The organism is Bacillus paramycoides (genome assembly GCF_038971285.1).
Classification (GTDB): Bacteria; Bacillota; Bacilli; order Bacillales; family Bacillaceae_G; genus Bacillus_A.
Genome location: NZ_CP152427.1, coordinates 642,736 through 662,410 on the forward strand (window position 1 = coordinate 642,736; position 19,675 = coordinate 662,410).

General features: G+C 35.1%; 16 protein-coding genes. 15 read left to right on the forward strand and 1 reads right to left on the reverse strand.

From position 1 onward, the window contains the following. The first annotated feature begins 242 nt into the window (after positions 1-242). The 15 genes from AAG068_RS03270 (at position 243) to AAG068_RS03340 (ending at position 18,673) form a co-directional block, all read left to right on the forward strand. On the forward strand, positions 243-2,075 hold the full coding sequence (locus AAG068_RS03270; RefSeq protein WP_342717949.1) for a GAF domain-containing sensor histidine kinase: 1,833 nt from the start codon (positions 243-245) through the stop codon (positions 2,073-2,075). Position 2,076: 1 nt separating this feature from the next. Further along, the gene (locus AAG068_RS03275) at positions 2,077-2,718 is read left to right on the forward strand and encodes a response regulator (RefSeq protein WP_000590680.1); all 642 of its coding nucleotides are present in this window, start codon (positions 2,077-2,079) and stop codon (positions 2,716-2,718) included. 401 nt (positions 2,719-3,119) lie between these two features. Continuing rightward, complete coding sequence (locus AAG068_RS03280; RefSeq protein ID WP_342717951.1) at positions 3,120-7,361, forward strand: S8 family serine peptidase; 4,242 nt, start codon at positions 3,120-3,122, stop codon at positions 7,359-7,361. Between the two features lie 258 nt (positions 7,362-7,619). After that, on the forward strand, positions 7,620-8,219 hold the full coding sequence (locus AAG068_RS03285) for a TasA family protein (RefSeq protein ID WP_342717953.1): 600 nt from the start codon (positions 7,620-7,622) through the stop codon (positions 8,217-8,219). Positions 8,220-8,384: 165 nt separating this feature from the next. Next, the gene (locus AAG068_RS03290) at positions 8,385-9,356 is read left to right on the forward strand and encodes a phosphotransferase enzyme family protein (protein WP_342717955.1); all 972 of its coding nucleotides are present in this window, start codon (positions 8,385-8,387) and stop codon (positions 9,354-9,356) included. A 159-nt stretch (positions 9,357-9,515) separates the two neighbouring features. Beyond that, positions 9,516-10,976, forward strand: coding sequence for an alanine/glycine:cation symporter family protein (locus AAG068_RS03295; RefSeq protein ID WP_342717957.1), 1,461 nt, complete (start codon positions 9,516-9,518; stop codon positions 10,974-10,976). Positions 10,977-11,112: 136 nt separating this feature from the next. Next, a complete protein-coding gene (locus tag AAG068_RS03300; RefSeq protein WP_164970758.1) occupies positions 11,113-11,841 on the forward strand; it encodes an amino acid ABC transporter ATP-binding protein in 729 nt (242 codons plus the stop codon). Positions 11,842-11,853: 12 nt separating this feature from the next. Continuing rightward, on the forward strand, positions 11,854-12,684 hold the full coding sequence (gene glnH, locus AAG068_RS03305) for a glutamine ABC transporter substrate-binding protein GlnH (RefSeq protein ID WP_342717961.1): 831 nt from the start codon (positions 11,854-11,856) through the stop codon (positions 12,682-12,684). A 70-nt stretch (positions 12,685-12,754) separates the two neighbouring features. Further along, positions 12,755-13,411 (forward strand): amino acid ABC transporter permease, encoded by a 657-nt coding sequence (locus AAG068_RS03310; protein WP_001112661.1) that lies wholly within the window; start codon positions 12,755-12,757, stop codon positions 13,409-13,411. After that, a complete protein-coding gene (locus AAG068_RS03315) occupies positions 13,412-14,056 on the forward strand; it encodes an amino acid ABC transporter permease (protein WP_342717964.1) in 645 nt (214 codons plus the stop codon). Between the two features lie 204 nt (positions 14,057-14,260). Continuing rightward, entirely contained in the window at positions 14,261-15,688 is a 1,428-nt protein-coding gene (locus AAG068_RS03320) for an amino acid permease (RefSeq protein WP_342717966.1), read from the forward strand. Further along, complete coding sequence (locus AAG068_RS03325) at positions 15,663-16,040, forward strand: OsmC family protein (protein WP_342717968.1); 378 nt, start codon at positions 15,663-15,665, stop codon at positions 16,038-16,040. Before AAG068_RS03320 ends, AAG068_RS03325 begins: the two co-directional genes overlap by 26 nt. A gap of 11 nt (positions 16,041-16,051) precedes the next feature. Then, the gene (locus AAG068_RS03330) at positions 16,052-16,537 is read left to right on the forward strand and encodes an HIT family protein (RefSeq protein WP_342717970.1); all 486 of its coding nucleotides are present in this window, start codon (positions 16,052-16,054) and stop codon (positions 16,535-16,537) included. A gap of 179 nt (positions 16,538-16,716) precedes the next feature. Then, positions 16,717-17,274 (forward strand): RNA polymerase sigma factor, encoded by a 558-nt coding sequence (locus AAG068_RS03335; RefSeq protein WP_342717972.1) that lies wholly within the window; start codon positions 16,717-16,719, stop codon positions 17,272-17,274. Further along, positions 17,240-18,673, forward strand: coding sequence for a DUF4367 domain-containing protein (locus AAG068_RS03340; protein WP_342717973.1), 1,434 nt, complete (start codon positions 17,240-17,242; stop codon positions 18,671-18,673). The genes AAG068_RS03335 and AAG068_RS03340 overlap by 35 nt, the downstream gene beginning before the upstream one ends. A gap of 33 nt (positions 18,674-18,706) precedes the next feature. Here the strand turns inward: AAG068_RS03340 and AAG068_RS03345 are convergent, their stop codons facing one another. Further along, positions 18,707-19,669, reverse strand: a complete 963-nt coding sequence (locus AAG068_RS03345) for a helix-turn-helix transcriptional regulator (RefSeq protein ID WP_428845984.1) — start codon at positions 19,667-19,669, stop codon at positions 18,707-18,709. Between the last annotated feature and the right edge of the window lie 6 nt (positions 19,670-19,675).

Below are 19,675 nucleotides of genomic sequence, written 5' to 3' on the forward strand. Positions count from 1 at the left end.
AGATTGGCGATATTAATATATATCTTTTGTACTATAGGAGGGTAAACCTAGCGGTACATATAATTACATCATTCGATGAATAGGAAATTTAAGAAAAGCGATTTATAATAGTATTGTGTCTTGCCTTTTAGGTGCAGTACACAGCCGGTGATTGGCTAGTGGAGGTTCTTCCATTTTGCCAGTGCCGGTTTTTTAGTGGATAATAGAGAAAATGAAGTTTTATAAAGAAAGAAGGGGTTGTTTTGAAGGATGTAAATCCTATCTTTATGAGAGAAAAGATTGCTAGTTCTTATCTTTATTTTATTTCTTTTCTTGGTTTGATTACTATAACTATATCTTTACTTGAAATTAAAATCCCTTCTCATTCAACAATACTAATATTGTTATTAATATTTATGGGGATTGCAGAGTATTTTCCTGTACGATTTTGGAGAGGAACGAGCTCGCTTACCTTTCCTATAATTTACGCTATGAGTTGGCAGTTTGGAATCCATATAACTATTATTGCTATTGTACTCGTAACGTTAATTATTCACCTGCATCGTCGTTCACCAATACAAAGAATGTTATTTAATAGTACTCAGCATGCGCTTAGTTTGATTTTGGCCGAATGGTTTTCAAATAAATGTATGCTCTTATTAATTAACAAGATAGATATGTCAGTTCTGTATGAAAATTTAATATCTTTATTATTATTTTGCGTGTTTTTTTGTTTTTTTAACAACCGCTTTTACGATTTGTTAATGATACTCCTTCCGCAACCATATTCAATCTATCAGTGGTATAAAAAAACTGTAACGGTATTTCTTTGCGAAACTTTTGGTTTCTCTTATACGGTCTTGATGCATGTATTAATTAGTACATATAGTGTGGAAGTAAACGAGATTACAGTACTGTTTTTCTTTTTTCCACTTGTAGCAACTTCAGTTATTAGTTCTTTTTCTGTAAGGATAAGGATGGAGAAGGAACGATTATATGAGCTATTTCTTATTACGACCGAAATTAGTCGAGGACTAACGGGAGGAAACTTGAAGCATATTAAACAAGCACTTAAAGGTTTTTTCGGAATACAAGCATATGTAATATGGACAAAAGATGATGGGAACTGGAATATTCTATTAAAAGATGGGAAAGTCCGTGCTGATATTTCTGATCATTCAGAAAAAAACAAGACGTTTGAGGAACTCTCTAAAAATCTAGTATTTAATGATTGGAAAATTGGTACGGCTCCTGAAGATGAAATATTTGATAGTGTCATACGCTCACTTGTGTATTTTCCTCTTATTGTAAATGGTGAACTAGTTGGGATGTTTGTTGCAGGGAAAAGTAGAACTGCAGGTTTTTTTCCGGAAGATGTACAGTCGTTAGCTACATTTTCTAACCAATTAGCTAACGTAGTTAAAACAAGGATACTGATTTCTGAACAAAAAAAAAGAATGATTTTAGAAGAAAGAAATAGAATCGCACGCGAAATTCATGATGGTATTGCGCAAACATTGGCCGGGGTGATATATCAATTAGAATCCGCGCAAAAAAAATATCGCGATAAACCAATAGATATGCAGCAAATAGTAGAGAAAAGCATAAAAGATTTAAGGGGAAGCTTAGGGGAAGTTCGCTATTCTATTTATGCTTTAAAACCATATCCGACACAACAATTAGGGCTAAAGCAGGCGATAGCAAGTAAAATAAAATCTTTAAAACAAGAATATGAACTAGATATTACATATCATGAAAGAGGTCATGCACGTGCGCTTAGTTTTTCAAAAGAAAGAGTTATTTTTGATACATTACAAGAAAGTTTGCAAAACATTGTAAAACATGCACAAGCAGACAAGACTGATGTTTTACTTAGCTATCAAAGTGAGCACGTGCTTTTAAGGGTTAAGGATAATGGGGTTGGTTTTTCACTATTTGAGTCTATGGTTAAAACGAAGAATGAGCCACATTATGGTATATTACATATGAATGAACAAGCTGAACAATTAGGGGCTACTTTACAGATTGATAGTTCTGTAGGGAAAGGGACAGAAATTACACTATTAATTCCAGATTCACAAACAAGGGGTGCGTAAAATGATTAAAATATTAGTAGTGGATGATCATGCTTTTTTACGAGACGCAATTCGGAGCATACTAGAGGATGAATCTGATATGAACGTGGTTGGAGAAGCTAGCTCTGGGGACGGAGTATTGGAAAAAGTAGAAGAATGCAGACCAGATTGTATTTTGATGGATATTAATCTTCCGGGGAAAAATGGTATTGAAGCTACAGAGTTGGTGAAAAAAAACTATCCGAATTGTCGAGTACTTGTGTTTACAATGTATGAGCATGATGAGTATTTAATGGATGCACTTCAGGCTGGTGCTGATGGGTATTTATTGAAAGATTCATCATCGGAGCAGGTAGTAGCAGCAATTCGGATGTTATATCGAGGCGATTCCGTTATTCATCCGCGTATGACTAAAAAATTAATTACATATCATCAGCAAAAAATGAAAGTAGAATCAAATGAAAATGAACTGACGGAACGTGAAAAGGAAATTCTCTTTGAATTAGTAAAAGGACTTAGTAATAAAGAAATTGCTGAAGCTCTGTATATTAGTGATAAAACAGTTAAAATTCACATCAATAAAATTTTTAAAAAACTAAATGTGAAAAGTCGGTCCCAAGCGGTGATCTATGCTGTTCGAAATCAATTGGTTCCGTTGGATTAAATAAGAGATGTTTAAAAGAACTATCGTGTTTCTTTATTCTATATTACAAAGAATAAAGAGCAAGATAGTTCTTTTGTACTATGTAGACATAGAATCATTAGAAAAAAGATACGCCTTTTGTTCAATTTTCAGAAAAATCAGAACGTGTAATAATAAATATAGAATTACATTTTAATCCTATTAATAATTCATTTTATGAAAATCTTTTAGTGAAAATAAATTATGGGGGGCTTCTATAGAAAGGTTAAAGTGAATGATTAGCTATATGGGGATGGTAGTAGTGTTGGAAATTCTTAATGTTACAAAATAAAAGTTTAAGATTAATAGAATTTTCAATACTAAATGGGAATTTAAGAATCAATTTGTTTAGAAAAATAATTTTAGTAATGGGGAGATGCAATATGAAACGAGGGAAATTTGGGAAAATTCTTATTGGAACGCTAACAGTTGGAATGTTATTGTCTCAAGGAATTCCATATAACGTATTGGCGGAAGAGGTAAATACATCTACTTTAACTGGGATTGATGATGCAAATGCTGTATTGAAAGGTCTTACAAAGGAACAACGTAATGCTTTGAAAACGTTAGATACAAAACCGGGTTTTGTTATTTCACCAGGCATCAATACAGCAAGTCCTAATAATGTGAATGTGATTATAGAATTTAAACAAGCACCTAGCAAAATTGAGGTATTGAAACAAGCGGTTAAAGGGAAAAAAATAGTTCTTTCAACTGCAGAACAAAAGGTAGAAGCATCGCATAAAGGATTTAAAACTGAGCTTGAACAGCTTCAAAAAAAGAAAGATAAGGGGCCAGATTTTAAATCTGCCAAAATAACAAGAGAATATAAGAATGCTTTTAATGGTGTAGCGATTTCATTACCTGCGAATATGATTGAAGACTTAGTTCGTACTGGTATTGTTAAGCGTGTATGGGAAGATCGTGAGGTCAAAATTGATTTACCGAAAGAAACAGCTAAAGCGGCTGTTGAACCAAAAATGGCAGATAGCGTACCACAAATTGGTGTGGACAAGCTACATGCTGAAAAAATAACAGGTAAAGGAATTAAGGTGGGGGTACTGGACACTGGTATTGATTATAACCACCCTGATTTGAAGGATGCATATAAAGGGTATCGTGCAAAGCAAGGTGAAGATCCAAGTAAAATAGACCCGAACTCAATAAAAGGATGGGATTTTGTTAATAATGATGCTGATCCAATGGAGACAACGTATAAGGATTGGCAAAATTCTGGAGGATATCCTGAAATTTATGATGGAAGTGCATACTATACATCCCACGGTACTCATGTAGCTGGGACAATTGCTGCAGACAAACAGAATAGTGTGGATTATGCAGTTACGGGAGTCGCTCCGGATGTAGATTTATATTCATATCGTGTATTAGGTCCATATGGAAGTGGACAAACAAGCGGTATTCTTGCTGCAATTGATAAAGCAGTGAAAGACGATATGGATGTTATCAATTTATCACTAGGAGCGTCTATTAATGATCCTTTATATCCTACTTCTGTCGCAGTGAATAATGCGATGTTAGCTGGTGTTGTTACAGTAGTAGCAGCTGGTAATAGTGGTCCGGAAGAAGGTACCATTGGATCACCTAGTGCAGCAGCACTTCCCATTACAGTGGGAGCCAGTGACGCTGCAATGACTATTCCAACGTTTTCCGTCGATGCAGGTGATGTACATGTAGATAAGATGATGCTACTTGGAAAAAGCTTTACTGATAAGATTGAAGATTTGAAAGGACAATCCTTATCGGTTGTATATGCAGGGCTTGGGAAATTAGGTGATTTTACAGGGAAAGATGTAAAAGGGAAGTTAGTTCTTATCCAACGAGGTGAGATTACATTTGATGAAAAAATTAAAAATGCTAAGGATGCAGGCGCAAAGGCAGTAATTGTATATAACAATGTAGATGGGGAAATTACAAGTTATCTTGGGGAAAGTACTTCATCTATTCCATCGTTCCGCTTAACAAAAGCAGATGGTGAGAAATTACAAGCAAAAGCTGTACAAGGAGATGTATCGTTAGCGTTTGGAGAACTTAGTAATATAAAAACAGAGGGAGATCACTTAGCTGATTTCAGTTCCCGTGGTCCCGCAGCGAAAACAGATGATATTAAGCCAGATATTGTAGCACCAGGTGTGTCTATCTTCTCAACTGTTCCTGAATATATTAATGATCCAAAGGATGGAGAAAATTATCCGGTAGCGTATGGACGTATGTCAGGTACATCTATGGCAACTCCTCATACTGCAGGGGTTGCGGCACTGATTTTACAGGAACATCCAAACTATAGTCCATTTGAAGTAAAAGAGGCACTTATGAATACCGCAGTTGATTTAAAAGAAGAGCGTTCTGTATTTGAGGTGGGATCAGGAAGAATTGATGCATATCGTGCAGTTCATGCAGATACATCTATTGAGGTTATCGATAAAACATCAAACGTTGTAGATGATGAAGAAGTAGAAATTGAAGAAAAAACAGGTTCTATTGCATTTGGGTATAAAAATCAAATTGAAACTGGGCCTATTAAAGATAGCCGAAAAGTGTTAATTAAGAACAGCAGTAAAACAGATGGGAAAGAATTTAAATTAGAAGTAGAGTTTTCACCTACAAGTGTAGGTGTGCAAGATGCAGCGAAGAATGGTGTGAAGCTAAACGTACCAGATTCTATTAAAGTAGCTCCTGGTACATCAGGGGAACTTAGTCCTGAAATTATCATTCCGGAAAACGCTGAATTTGGTAGATATGAGGGTTATATTCATATTTCAAATAAAAAAAATGAAAAAGAAGTATATCAAGTACCATTTGCGGTTAAATTCACAGAAAAAGGGATTGCGTCTGTGGATTTACTGAGAGATGCAATGGCAACAGATGCATCTAAATTCCATCCATTTATGGAAAGACCTAGTTCGCCTTTGACATTTAAATTAAATAGTCCTCTTGAAACTATTGATGCAGTTGTGAAGGACCGAAAGACAGGGAAGGCATTAGGAGTCGTTGGTACACTTAATGCAAGTAGTCTAACACCAAATGTTGAGTATATGATGTTTTCTGGTATGGCAGGGTATGTACTTCCATTTACAGGAGATCCAGCTCATCCAATTGGGGATAAACCTGTTATGTTGCCTGATGGAGATTACGAATTGAACTTCGTTGGATATGATAAAGAAGGGAAATCGTATACAAAAGGCGATAGCATAATCATTGATAATGTAATACCTGAAATGAAATTTAAGGATGTACAACCTGGTATACACGAAGTCAATGATTCCATGTTTAAAGAAGAAGACGGCCAACGTGCATTATGGGTGCATGGTAATATTTATGATTCTACAGTAGATGCATTAAAGGCAAAAGGCTTGCAGTATGATCAAAAAGCGAATCAAATTGTATATTATCAAAACTCAGCCTTCCCATCAGGTTGGTTGAATACAATTCAAGCAAATGGTGATTTTAAATTTGGAGTACTTCCAGAGGAAATAAATGAGCCGTTAAATTTAAAATTATTTGGATATGACCTTGCCACTGCAGGGAATATGGCAACTGGATATAAAGATTATGTCTTTGTAAAAGAAGGGACAGAATACGCTGTTCCAAGTTATGACAAAGATAAAATAAAATTAGGTGAAAAAATTACGTTAACTTTGAATCTCAATAATGTAAAACAGCTTATGTCAGGTACATTTGAAATTCCTTATTACAAGCAGCTCTTTAAATTTACAGATGTGAAACCAAATCCAGAACTTACGGAATATGTAAAACAACATGGACTGAATCTTAAATTAGAAGATCCGAAGGTAAGTGAAGAAGGAGCTTGGGAAAACAAGGTGAAAGTTGGCGCGTCATTGGAAGGAAAAGAATTTAAAGGATTAGATGGAGATACACCATTTTTAGATGTTACATTCGAGATGACGAGCGATGAATACTTTAATGATTTAACTGCATTTGGAGTAGATAAGTTCTCTTATACAAAAGTTGGTGCAACAGAAGGCAATGAGATTCCTGTGTTTAAAGATAAATCTTTTGCTATTGTTTCGAAACATTCAACGGTTACAGGATATATTGGTCCGGAAGCTTTCTTGAATGAAGAGGGGTATTTAGGTAAGAAAGACTATACAAAACTAGGAGCAAAAGTGTACGCAGTTGGCAAGGATGGAAAGAAATATACAGGAACGATTAATGAAAATGGGCAATTTGAGATTCATAGTGTTCCAGTAAGCGATAAAGAATATGATATTTTCGTAGAAATGCCAGGTCATTTAAATAGTAAATTAACAACAAAAATAGGGAAGATGCAAGACGGTGAATTAGTGGGACAAAACTTTAGAGCTGACATGGATGATAACCTTGCAGGTGATGTAAACGGCGATAAAATGGTAGATATTCAAGATGCTAGAATAGCAGCTTTATCGTATGGAAAAGGAAAAGTATCTGTAAAAGATGGAGATATAAATCAAGATGGTGTTGTAGATGAAACAGATATTCGTTTTATTGAGAAAAACTTCTTGAAAAAGGGACCAGATGCTAAAGGAAATCAGAAACCGAAAGAAAATGTAGGGCCAGTGACATTAGATAAAATCTTACGCTCTATTGGCTTAGAACCGAAAAAATAAGTGGACAAACTTCTAGAGTAAATAATGCAATCAGACAATGAATAATAAATGAAATGAGATTGGCTAACAAATGACCGGTAATGATTCACGGTAATATTACCGGTCATTTTAAAAGTAATAGTCGTTTGGGTACATGAAGTAATTAGTTTAAACTAAGTTTGCTTTCGTTATGGGACAAGGTAGTTGTTTAATTATTATTGTTTGTGGGATGGAAATAAGGGTTGTAGTTTGAACTTTAAAAATAGGGGGACTTGTGAAATGAGTATTAAGAAAAAACTTGGTATGGGTGTTGTAACTGCAACACTTGGTTTATCTTTAATTGGCGGGGGAACATATGCGTATTTTAGTGATAAAGAAGTATCACAAAACACGTTTGCAGCGGGTACTTTAGATTTGAGTGTTAATCCAGAAGTGGTTATTAATGTCGATAATATTAAACCAGGTGATGAAATGGAGCGTGGTTTTCAATTAGTTAACAAAGGAACTTTGGCAATAGGAGATGTGAAACTCTTGACAGATTACAGTGTAATTGACGCTAAAGGAGATAATGGAAATGCTGATTTTGGTGATCATATCCGTGTTGATTTCTTATGGAATTTGGATAAAAATGAGGTTCCAATTTGGTCTACTACATTGTCTGAATTAAAGGTGGCTACGCAAAATGGAAGTATTCCTGACCTGGTACAAAAAGGTGTTGTAGACCGAGAGGGAAATGGACTTGCTCCTGGTGATGATGATACTTTCTATGTAATGTTCACATTTGTAGATAATGGTGAAGAGCAAAATGTATTTCAAGGGGATTCATTAAAATTAAATTGGACTTTCAATTCAATGCAGACAAAAGGTGAAGAGAAATAAAAATAAATGTTATATACGAGAATCAATTGATGAAGAATTAATAAATAAAAATTTTAATAGTGTAAAGGTTGATTTAGTGAATCAACCTTTTTTTGTTTTTAGATTATTCATAGCAGTACTTTTAACATTTGTGTCGAATTAAGAAGATATACAGGAGGGATACATATGGAAATAGCAGTAGAACGAGTTTTTACAAAAGAAATTTTAGCAAGAGCAGCAAAGACATTTCGTGTAACAGTGGAAGAGAAGCCACTTGGAGATTTTGAAAATTATATTTTTAAGGCGAAGGGCGATCGTGGTGAAGATTACGTATTACGTTTAACCCACTCTTCTCATCGTTCAAAAAAAGAAGTCGAAGCTGAACTAGATTTTTTACGGTATGTTGCGGAGCATGGGGCAAAGGTAGCTGGGCCTCTTTATTCAACGTCTCAAAATCTTGTAGAAGAAATTGGAGCAGAGGATGAAACTTTCTTTTTCGCTTCCTTATTTACATATGCAAAAGGTGAGCAAGTAAAAGGAGAAGGATCGCCTTATTGGGGAGATGCTTACTTTGAAGCATGGGGAAAAGCAATTGGCCAACTGCATCGTCTAACAATAAACTATCCTAAAACAGACTATCGTGATACGTGGGAAGAAGACGAGAGCGGGATTGTTAATGAATTAGAAGATGATCAAGTGAAAAAAATCGCTGCGGTATTAATGAATGAAATAAAGGCTCTTCCAATTGAAAGAGAAACGTTCGGTCTTATGCACGGTGATATTCATCCAGGTAATTTTCATTATGATGGAAATGAGCTAACTATTTTTGATTTTGATGATGCGGCTTATAATTACTTTATACATGATTTAGCGATGGTTCTCTATTACTCTGTTCTATTTACACCGTGGACAGCGGAAGAGAAGACAGATTTTGCTCGTAAACAATTGCAAGTGTTACGAAAAGGATATGAGTATGAGCACAGACTGGCGGATAGTTGGTATGAATCGTTACCGCTATTTTTACGTTTACGTGATATAGGTTTATATGGCACGCTTCAAAAGAAGTTTAAAGGGAAAGATATGCCAGATAACTTCCGGAATTTATCAGAAGAGCTATACGAAAGAATTATAAAAAGAGAAGCAATTGTGAATATATAATACATTTTGTTCAAAACAAAGTATATAAAATAAATATATACTTTGTTTTTTTATACAAAAATATGTTTACTTTATTAAAATAATATTGTCCTAGATTAGGTATACACTTATAATTTTATATATATTCTGAATATTCCTTATAAAGAAGGAGGGGGAATGTTGGAAGCTTTCGTAAATTGGTTAAATAATATTGTTTGGAGTCCAGCACTTGTTTATTTATGTTTAGGAGTAGGTTTATATTTTTCTATTCGAACGAAGTTTTTACAAGTAAGGCACGTAGGAGAAATGGTGAAGCTGACATTTCAAGGAGAAAAATCAGAGGCTGGTGTTTCTTCATTCCAAGCGTTAGCACTTTCATTATCTGGGCGCGTTGGGACAGGGAATATAGCTGGGGTAGCAACAGCGGTTGCCTTCGGTGGACCAGGAGCTGTATTTTGGATGTGGGCAGTGGCCTTTTTAGGAGCAGGATCAGCTTATGTAGAATCTACACTCGCACAAATATATAAGACGAAACATCAAGGACAGTTTCGCGGTGGACCTGCTTATTACATTGAAAAAGGTTTAGGTGTGAAATGGTATGCATTAGTATTCGTTGCAGCGACGATTCTTGCAACGGGACTTTTACTACCAGGTGTGCAAGCAAATAGTATTGCCGTAAGTTTAGAAACGGCTTTTGGAATTAACACTACTCTATCAGGAGCATTATTAGTTGTTGTATTAGCTCTTATCATCTTCGGTGGCGTAAAGCGAATCGTTAACGTGGCACAAGTTGTCGTACCGTTTATGGCAGTTGGTTATATTTTAGTAGCTTGTGTTATTGTTGCTATGAATATTGAAAAATTGCCAGAAGCATTCATGTTAATTATAAGAAGTGCATTTGCATTAGAAGCAGCATTTGGTGGTATTATTGGTTTAGCAATTTCTTGGGGAGTAAAACGTGGTATTTATTCCAATGAAGCAGGACAAGGAACTGGACCACATGCAGCGGCGGCAGCAGAAGTATCACATCCAGCTAAGCAAGGTTTAGTGCAAGCATTTTCCGTTTACATTGATACATTATTTGTTTGTTCAGCAACAGCATTTATGATGATTATTACAGGCATGTATAACGTATTTGATGCAAGCGGAAAAAACTTTATCGTAAATAAATTAAATGGTGCTCAGCCAGGACCAGGATATACACAGGCAGCGGTAGAATCTGTTTTCCCTGGATTTGGAAACGGTTTCGTTGCAATCTCGCTATTATTCTTTGCTTTTACAACAATTATGGCGTATTACTACATTGCAGAAACGAATATCGCGTACTTAAATCGTGATAAAGACCGTCCTTGGATGTCTATGATACTAAAGTTTGTATTTTTAGGAGCTGTCTTCTATGGCTGTATAAAAACAGCAGCAACAGCTTGGGCTTTAGGTGATATCGGTGTAGGAATTATGGCGTGGGTAAATATCATTGCGATTTTACTATTACAAAAACCTGCATTAGTCGCATTAAAGGATTATGAAAAGCAGAAAAAAGAAGGAAAAGACCCAGTATTTGATCCAGGGCCATTAGGCATTAAAAATGCTGATTTCTGGGAGCATGAATACAGAAAAGATAAGAAAGAAGAAGTATCTTAATAGAATAGAAATGAAAAAGCAAAGGGAAAATCCCTTTGCTTTTTTTATGAGCAAAATGAACCAGGCAGTTATTTTTTTGCCTATTTTTGAATATAAAAAGAATGTACATGCTTTGTTAATGGAAGGGGGGAGTATGTTGATAGAGTTTCGTAATGTAAATAAATATTATGGCAATTTTCAAGTTTTAAAAGATATTAATGTGCAAGTGAAAAAAGGTGAAGTGGTAGTAGTTGTTGGGCCTTCAGGATCAGGAAAAAGCACGTTGCTTCGGTGTATAAATCAGCTAGAGACAATTACAGATGGAGAGTTAATTGTACAAAATACGGAGGTACACAATGCCAAAACAGATATGAATGAATTACGCCGAAATATCGGGATGGTCTTTCAACATTTTTATTTATATCCACATAAAACGGTTCTTCAAAATATTACACTAGCACCTATTAAAGTAAATAAAGTTTCAAAAGAGGAAGCTGAGAAAACGGCGATGTTTTATTTAGAGAAAGTAGGAATACCAGAGAAGGCTAGTGTATACCCGCATCAACTATCCGGAGGGCAACAGCAAAGGGTAGCAATTGCTAGAGGACTCGCAATGCAGCCGGAAATTATGTTGTTCGATGAGCCTACGTCTGCTCTTGATCCAGAGATGATCGGGGAAGTACTTGATGTTATGAAAACGCTAGCTAAAGAAGGAATGACGATGGTTGTTGTCACGCATGAAATGGGATTCGCGCGGGAAGTAGCCGATCGGATTTTATTTATGGATGATGGCAAAATCATTGAGGATACAACACCGGCGCAATTTTTTGCAAGTCCTGAACAAGAAAGAGCGCGTCTATTTTTAAGCCGAGTGTTAAACCATTAAAGGAGGAGTTTTATGCTTAAAATGAAAAGGTTGTTTACGTTAATCGTATTTTCATGTTTATTCGTACTTGTCGTTGCCGGGTGCGGAAGTAAAAAAGATGAGGCAAAAGAAACGAATACGAAGCAAGGCGGGGCCATTGAGCAAATTAAGAAGCGGGGGAAATTAGTAGTTGGAGTGAAGAATGATACGAACTTATTCGGCTTGAAAAACCCTTCAACAGGGCAAGTAGAAGGATTCGATGTTGATGTTGCAAAGGCGCTTGCGAAAAAAATTCTTGGAGATGAAAAGAAACTAGAATTAAAAGAAGTAACGTCTAAAACACGTATTCCACTATTGAAAAACGGTGATATTGATGCAATTATCGCAACAATGACAATTACAGAAGAACGTAAAAAAGAAGTGGATTTTTCAGATGTATATTTTAAAGCAGGACAATCGTTACTTGTGAAAAAAGGGAGCGATATCAAAAGTATTGATGATGTGAAAAAGGGCGTGAAAGTGTTAGCGGTCAAAGGTTCAACATCTACAAATAATATTCGTCAAAAGTCACCAGAAGCGACTGTATTAGAATTTGAAAATTACAGTGAGGCATTTACGGCGTTAAAAGCAGGGAAAGGTGATGTTTTAACGACAGATAATGCAATTCTTTACGGCATGGCAAAACAAGATTCGAATTATGAAGTTGTAGGGAAAATTTTCACGGATGAGCCGTACGGAATTGCAGTGCAAAAAGGTGCAGATGATTTAACGAAAGAGATTAATAGCTTAATTAAAGACATGAAAGTAAGCGGAGAGTATGACAAATTATATGAGAAATGGATTGGGCAAAAACCAGAGAAGTAAAGTGATAAATAGTAAAAGTGAGAGGATGAGAGTACTCATCCTCTTCTTCTAAAGAAAGAGGGGAGAATATGTGCCTGATTTTTCTATATTAACGAATAACATTGATATGTATTTAGAAGGATTTAAATATACAGTGATGTCTAGTGTAATCGCATTAATAGGCAGTTTTATTTTAGGGATAATATTAGCGGTAATGCGTATTGCACCGATTCGCATTTTAAATTGGTTGGGAGCAACTTTTGTAGAATTTGTAAGAAATATTCCACTCGTATTAATTGCATTTATATTTTATTTCGCTTTACCTGTAATAGGAATTACTTTAAATGGTTTTGTAGCAGGGACAGTTACGCTTACGGTATATACTGCAGCGTTTATTGCAGAGGTTATTCGCGCTGGTATTTTATCAGTCGCGAAAGGTCAGATGGAAGCAGCACGTTCTTCAGGATTGACGTATACGCAAGCAATGTACCATGTCGTTTTACCTCAAGCGATGAAAATTGTAATCCCTCCTCTAGGAAATCAATTTTTAAATTTAGTAAAAAACTCTTCCATACTCGGAATTATCGCTGGAGCTGATTTAATGTATCAAGGAGACTTAATTTCAACGAAGACATTTGTTACGTTCGATGTGTATATATTTGTCGGGATGTTTTATTTAATATTAACAATTCCGCTCAGTATGCTAGTGCGTTATTTAGAAAAACGCTTAGCAAAGGAGGCGGTGTAAATGGATTTTAAGGGAGCAATAACAGGTGATCATATTCTGTTTTTATTTAAAGGATTACTTATAACGCTAGAGGTAGCACTCATAGCAATTGTACTTAGTTTTATTATTGGTAGTGTAATAGGGATATTGCGCTACATGAAAATCCCTATCGTCTCACAAATATTAGGAGTTATCGTTGAAGTAATTCGAAACTTACCACTACTTTTAATTATATTTTTCACGTATTTTGCACTTCCAGAAGCAGGCTTGAAATTAGAAATTATAACAGCTGTAATTGTTGCTTTAACAATATTTGAAGCAGCAATGATATCTGAAATTGTTCGAAGTGGTCTATTATCGATTGAAAAAGGACAGATTGAGGCTGCAAGATCTTCAGGATTAACGTATGTTCAAGCGCTTTGGCATATCATTTTACCACAAGCGTTAAGAAGAATGGTTCCGCCGCTTGTTAGTCAGTTTATTTCATTGCTGAAAGATACAGCATTAGCAGTTGTTATATCACTGCCAGAGCTTATGCATAATGCTCAAATTATTAGCGGACAAAATGTAAATTATATGATTCCAACGTTTATGGTAGTAGCTTGTATGTACTTTATCGTAAATTATAGTTTATCAATTTTATCGAGAAGATTAGAACTCCGTTAACCTTTACAATATATGTAAAGGTTTTTCCTTGTTTCTCCTTATTTTCCTTTAATTATAATCTTAATCTCGCGATAATTCGATTTTTTATATTATTTTATCAGAAAAGTTTTAATTTTATATAGAAAATGTAATCGCTTTCGTGTATATTTTTATTATCAGAAAATTTTAACAAGATATAGGGGTATTTGTAGGGGGAGGATTTAGATGCAGCAACCAACGAATGAGAAATTACATCGTACGATGAAGAGTAGACATTTATTTATGATCGCACTAGGTGGTGTAATCGGGACTGGTTTTTTCCTAGGTTCAGGTTACACCATTAATCAGGCTGGACCAGGGGGAGCCATCCTTTCCTATTTAGTGGGCGGATTTATTATGTATTTAACAATGCTTTGTCTTGGAGAGTTAACGGTAGCGATGCCAGTTTCAGGTTCTTTCCAAAAGTATGCGACGAAGTTTATTGGACCAGGAACGGGCTTTATGATCGGCTGGCTATATTGGCTTGGTTGGGCAGTAACAGTAGGACTAGAATTAACGTCAATCGGTTTAATGATGAAAAGATGGTTTCCGAATGTTGATGTTTGGGTGTGGTGTCTCGTATTCGGTGTTATTTTATATGCGTCAAACGCAATTTCGGCGAAAAGTTATGCTGAATTAGAATTTTGGTTCTCTAGTATTAAAGTAGTTACCATTCTTGCCTTTGTTGTTCTTGGTGGTAGTGCATTATTAGGGTTTATATCATATGACGGAAAAGAAGCAGCACCTCTATTTTCTAACTTTGTAAGCGATGGCGGATTATTCCCGAATGGACTAGCTGCCGTATTACTTACGATGATTACAGTTAACTTCTCGTTCCAAGGAACAGAGTTAATCGGGATTGCAGCTGGAGAAAGCGAAGAGCCTGAAAAAACAATTCCACGTGCAATTCGTAATACAGTATGGCGCATTATGTTATTCTTCATTTTAACAATGACGATTTTAGTAGGATTAATTTCTTGGAAAGAAGCAGGGGTAATTGAAAGTCCATTTGTAGTCGTATTTGATAAAATCGGTATTCCGTATGCAGCTGATATTATGAACTTCGTTATTATTACTGCGTTACTATCTGTAGCGAATTCAGGATTATATGCGGCAACTCGTATACTATGGTCACTTGCAAATGAAGGAATGGCACCAACATCTTTCCAGAAAGTAAATAAACGTGGTATTCCAATTACAGCGTTAGTTGTAACAATTGCTGTAGCTGCGTTATCTTTATTAACAAGCTTCCTTGCAGAAGATACAGTATATATGTATTTATTATCTATAGCTGGTTTATCGGCTGTTTCAAGTTGGATCATTATTGCCCTATCGCAACTTCGCTTTAGAAGTCAGTATATAAAAGGTGGAGGAAAGTTAGAGGACTTAAAGTATAGAACACCACTATACCCAATCGTCCCAATTTTAGCTTTAATTACAAATAGTATCGTTGTTATTAGTTTAGCGTTTATTCCAGAACAACGAATGGCGTTATATTGTGGTATTCCATTTATCATTTTCTGCTATATATATTATTATATAAATAAGAAACGGCAGAAACCGATGAAAGTGGAGATGGAGACAACAAATGAAACTAACAATCAAACACGATGATATTGAGGCAGATTTATCGTATGGTCAATTAGCGATTGGAAAAGAAAACGGGTATTCACCGTTACAATTACTCGTTTCGTCTATCGCAGGATGTAGTGCAATTGTCTTTCGAACAATTTTAGAAAAGAAACGTATTACATACGATACGTTTACAATTGAAACGGAAATTGGTAGAAGTGATGCTCTATCGAAACCAGTTGAAAGTGTTCATTTGCATTATAAAATTAAAGCACAAAACATTACAGAAGAGCAGTTGGACAAGGCGCTGCAACTTGCAGTGAAAAATTGTACGATTGTTCAATCTGTAAAAGATAGTATAAAAGTTACGGAAACAATTGAACTAATAAAGTGAAACATAGAAACGTGAGAATACAGATCTCACGTTTTTATGTTTTTAATAAAGGGGGAAATATGATGGAATGTTTAGGGTGTAAATTAGCAAGCGAAGAGGAAAAAATATATAAAGTATATGAAGATGAGTATGTAACATGCTTTTTAGATCATGAGCCTTTTTATCCAGGACATACTTTAATTGTGCCAAAGCAGCATGTTGTAGAAGTAGACGAATTAGATGATGTTGTAGCAAAAGCAATTATGGATGCTTCTAAACTGATTGCAAAAGCGATTAAGCTATTATATAGACCAGATGGAATTACAATTTGTCAAAATGGTGGAGTCTTTAACGAGTTATCGCATTACCATATGCATGTCGTACCAAGGTATAAAGAGCGTTCGTTTGCTGAGTTTTATATGGTACAACCGGGAGAGAAAGAGAGTCATAACTTGGAAGAGACACAGAATTTGTTAAAAGAAGCGATAGAGAAAATACTGTTTACTGAAAAGGCATAAGAGGGATATTCTTAGGGAAACAGTTAGGAAAACTCTAATAAACAAAAGCCCAATTTCTCAGTTAAAATAGAGAAATTGGGCTTTTGTTTATTCTGTTATTAAATTTTAACTATAAAAAGATACTGTAGTGTCACAAAGTATATCGCCCATTCGTTATATAGAGTGAGAGGAGGAATTATATGAAAGTTACAAACAACGATTATGAAAAGATGGAAGAGCTATACGAATTGTACGAGCAAAAAATTTATTACGTAGCTTATTCTATTTTAAATAATATTCAGCAGGCAGAAGATGCAGTTCAAGAGACGTTTATTACTCTTTATAAGAATTTGGAAAAGCTCCATAGTTTGAGCACTGAAGAGCTTAAACGCTACATTTTGAGGATTGCGAAAAACAAGGCGATTGATAGTTACCGGAAAAATAAACGACATGAAACATTTTTAGAAGAATATGAAAGAGAATCAGTAGAGGCAGTAGATGAAAATATTGAAGGGTGGGAAAAACGTAAAATGTCTGAGGTTCAAATTGATGCATTGCTAAAAGAGTTAAACGACTCTAATAGACAGGTGTTTAAGTACAAAGTCTTCTATAACTTAACGTATCAAGAAATTTCAAGTGTCATGGGGATAACGGAGGCAAATGTCCGCAAGCAGTTTGAACGCGCTCGAAAACGGGTCCAAAATATGATAGGAGGTATACAACATGACGAATTCAAAGAACTCCAAAGAAATATATGAACTTGCTGAAAAAATTGCATTAGATGATTTTGATAAACTTGAAGAACAACATGAATTTTCACATACATATACGCGCAAAAAGAAATTGTTTATGGAGGAAATGAAGCTGAAAGATGGACAACCGCAGAAAAAGCGTAAAAAACATCGTATGTTAATCGCTGCTGCTTGCTTATTGATTGGCATGCCGACAACCGTTTTTGGGGCAGTGAAAGTCTATAATATGATCGTTCAAAAACAAAATTATGAAGTAAATGTGTCGGTAACAAATAAGGAATCGAAAAAGGCTGATAAGTGGTATAAGCTGAAAATCGATAAATTACCAGAAAATATGGAAGCAATTGATGACTCTGCTATGAAGTATTCATTTAAAGATAACGACGCAAATGGAGGCTTTTCATTTAGTCTTTGGAGAGTAGGGGAAAATGCGGACTTTCAAACTTTATATTCAAAAAGCTACGAAGAAAAAGAGATAGGTGGCAAGAAAGCAGTAATTGTTCATAAAGAAACTGGAAATAACAATATAATGTTTGATAGGAAGGTCTTTCTCTTTTTTGAGAAAGAAGGGATTATGTTAGAAAGCTATATCGGATCCGATGTAAATGAAGAACAAATGATAGATGTGTTAGGGAATATTTTACTTGAGCCTACGTCAAAAGAAAAGGCATCATATATAGCAGATTATGATGAAAATCATTTTAGCAAAGCAGCTGAATCGAAAGAAACTAAGGTGATTCCTTTGAAAAAAGATAGTAAACGACTATTTCATATAGGGCAAAAGGTTCCAGTAACGATATCTATGGATAATAGCCAAATTGAATATGTGATAGAAAAAGTTGAAGTTTTTGATTCAATCAAAGATTTTAAACAAGAGAACTTTTATGAACTTGGCTTAGGAATACTAAACCGGAATCAAGCTTTGGATCAAGCTGGACAATTGATATCATATAGAAGGGATAAATATAAAATTGGAAATGGTAAAGATTCAATTGATCAATTAGTAGAGTCAAAATTAGTTCATCCTAAATTTGTTTACTTAACAACAAAAGTTAAAAATATAGGTAAGCACGCGACAGAAGAAATCTATATGCATCCATCTATAAAACTGCTTAAATCTGAAGGTAATGTATGGAAATACGCTGAAGAAGATGGAATTGCCGAGAAAAATATTATGACGGGCGAGGTTGATTATTTAGAACCTCACGGAGAGGGAAAAAGCTTTTACAATATTGGTAGTATCCGACCAGGACAAACGGTAAATGTTAAGTTAGGTTATTTTGTAGATGAGGATAAACTAGATTCCATCTTCCTTGATGCTTTCCATTACAGAGGGAATGGAAGTACTGAAAATATGAATGCGTCATATCGTTGGTGGATTGATATTCGTCAACAGTCAAAATAATAGAAACAAATCGACGAAAAAAGCTGCTTATATTTAGCAGCTTTTTTCGTCTTCATACATATGTAAAATTTCTTTCGCACGCATACGTAAACCATCTATTAATTCTTTCGGTTCTAAAACTCGTGCATCTTTTCCAAGCCTATAAAATAAAGGGGTAATAAAGTTAATTTCACCTTTATCAATTGTTGAATGTATATATCCTGAACCGTCTTCGTTTACTACCACGGACTCTTCAAGGTAAGGAACGCTTTTACATTGGCGTACACCTTCTGCTGTTAATGAGACATGTAACTGGGTAGGAATGTGTACTACGTTAGAGCTCGAATCGAACCATTCTTCTAAATTCATGAACGTATTTTCATTTTCTTCTGTTGATAATATAGAAAGAATACGATCAACGCGATACAGTAATACTTTTTTTCTACTGAAGTCATAGGATGGTAAGTACCATAGCCCGTCATGAGCATATACACCGATAGGATGAACATGTTTTGTTTTTATCCCCGATTTAGATTCGTATTGAAAGTGTAAATTTTTATTTTCAATAGCCGCAGTTAGTACTTCGTTTAAAAGAGGTGTATTAATTGTTCTCTTCGGATTCCAAAAAGCGATATAAGAACGTATTTTATCAACTTTCGCTTTCGCATCATGCTGTAGAGAGCTATACAGTTTATGTGTAACGGAATTGATTTCTGTGTTAAAAGGTAAGTCTCGATAGTAACTTAAAGATTGAAAAGCAAAAAAGATGGAGACTGCTTCTTCTTCCGTAAATAAAATAGGGGGAATGACTCTATTCGTTAATACTTTATAGCCTCCGTTACGACCTTGTTCAGCATAAATAGGTAATCCCATATCACTTAAATCTACAATATATCTATGGACAGTACGAACGGAGATATTAAATTCGTCAGCTATTTCTTGAGCTGTAAATGTCTTTTTGGCAGAAGCAAATATAAGAATATCTAATAAGCGTTTAGCTTTTGACAAATGTATCACCTTTTT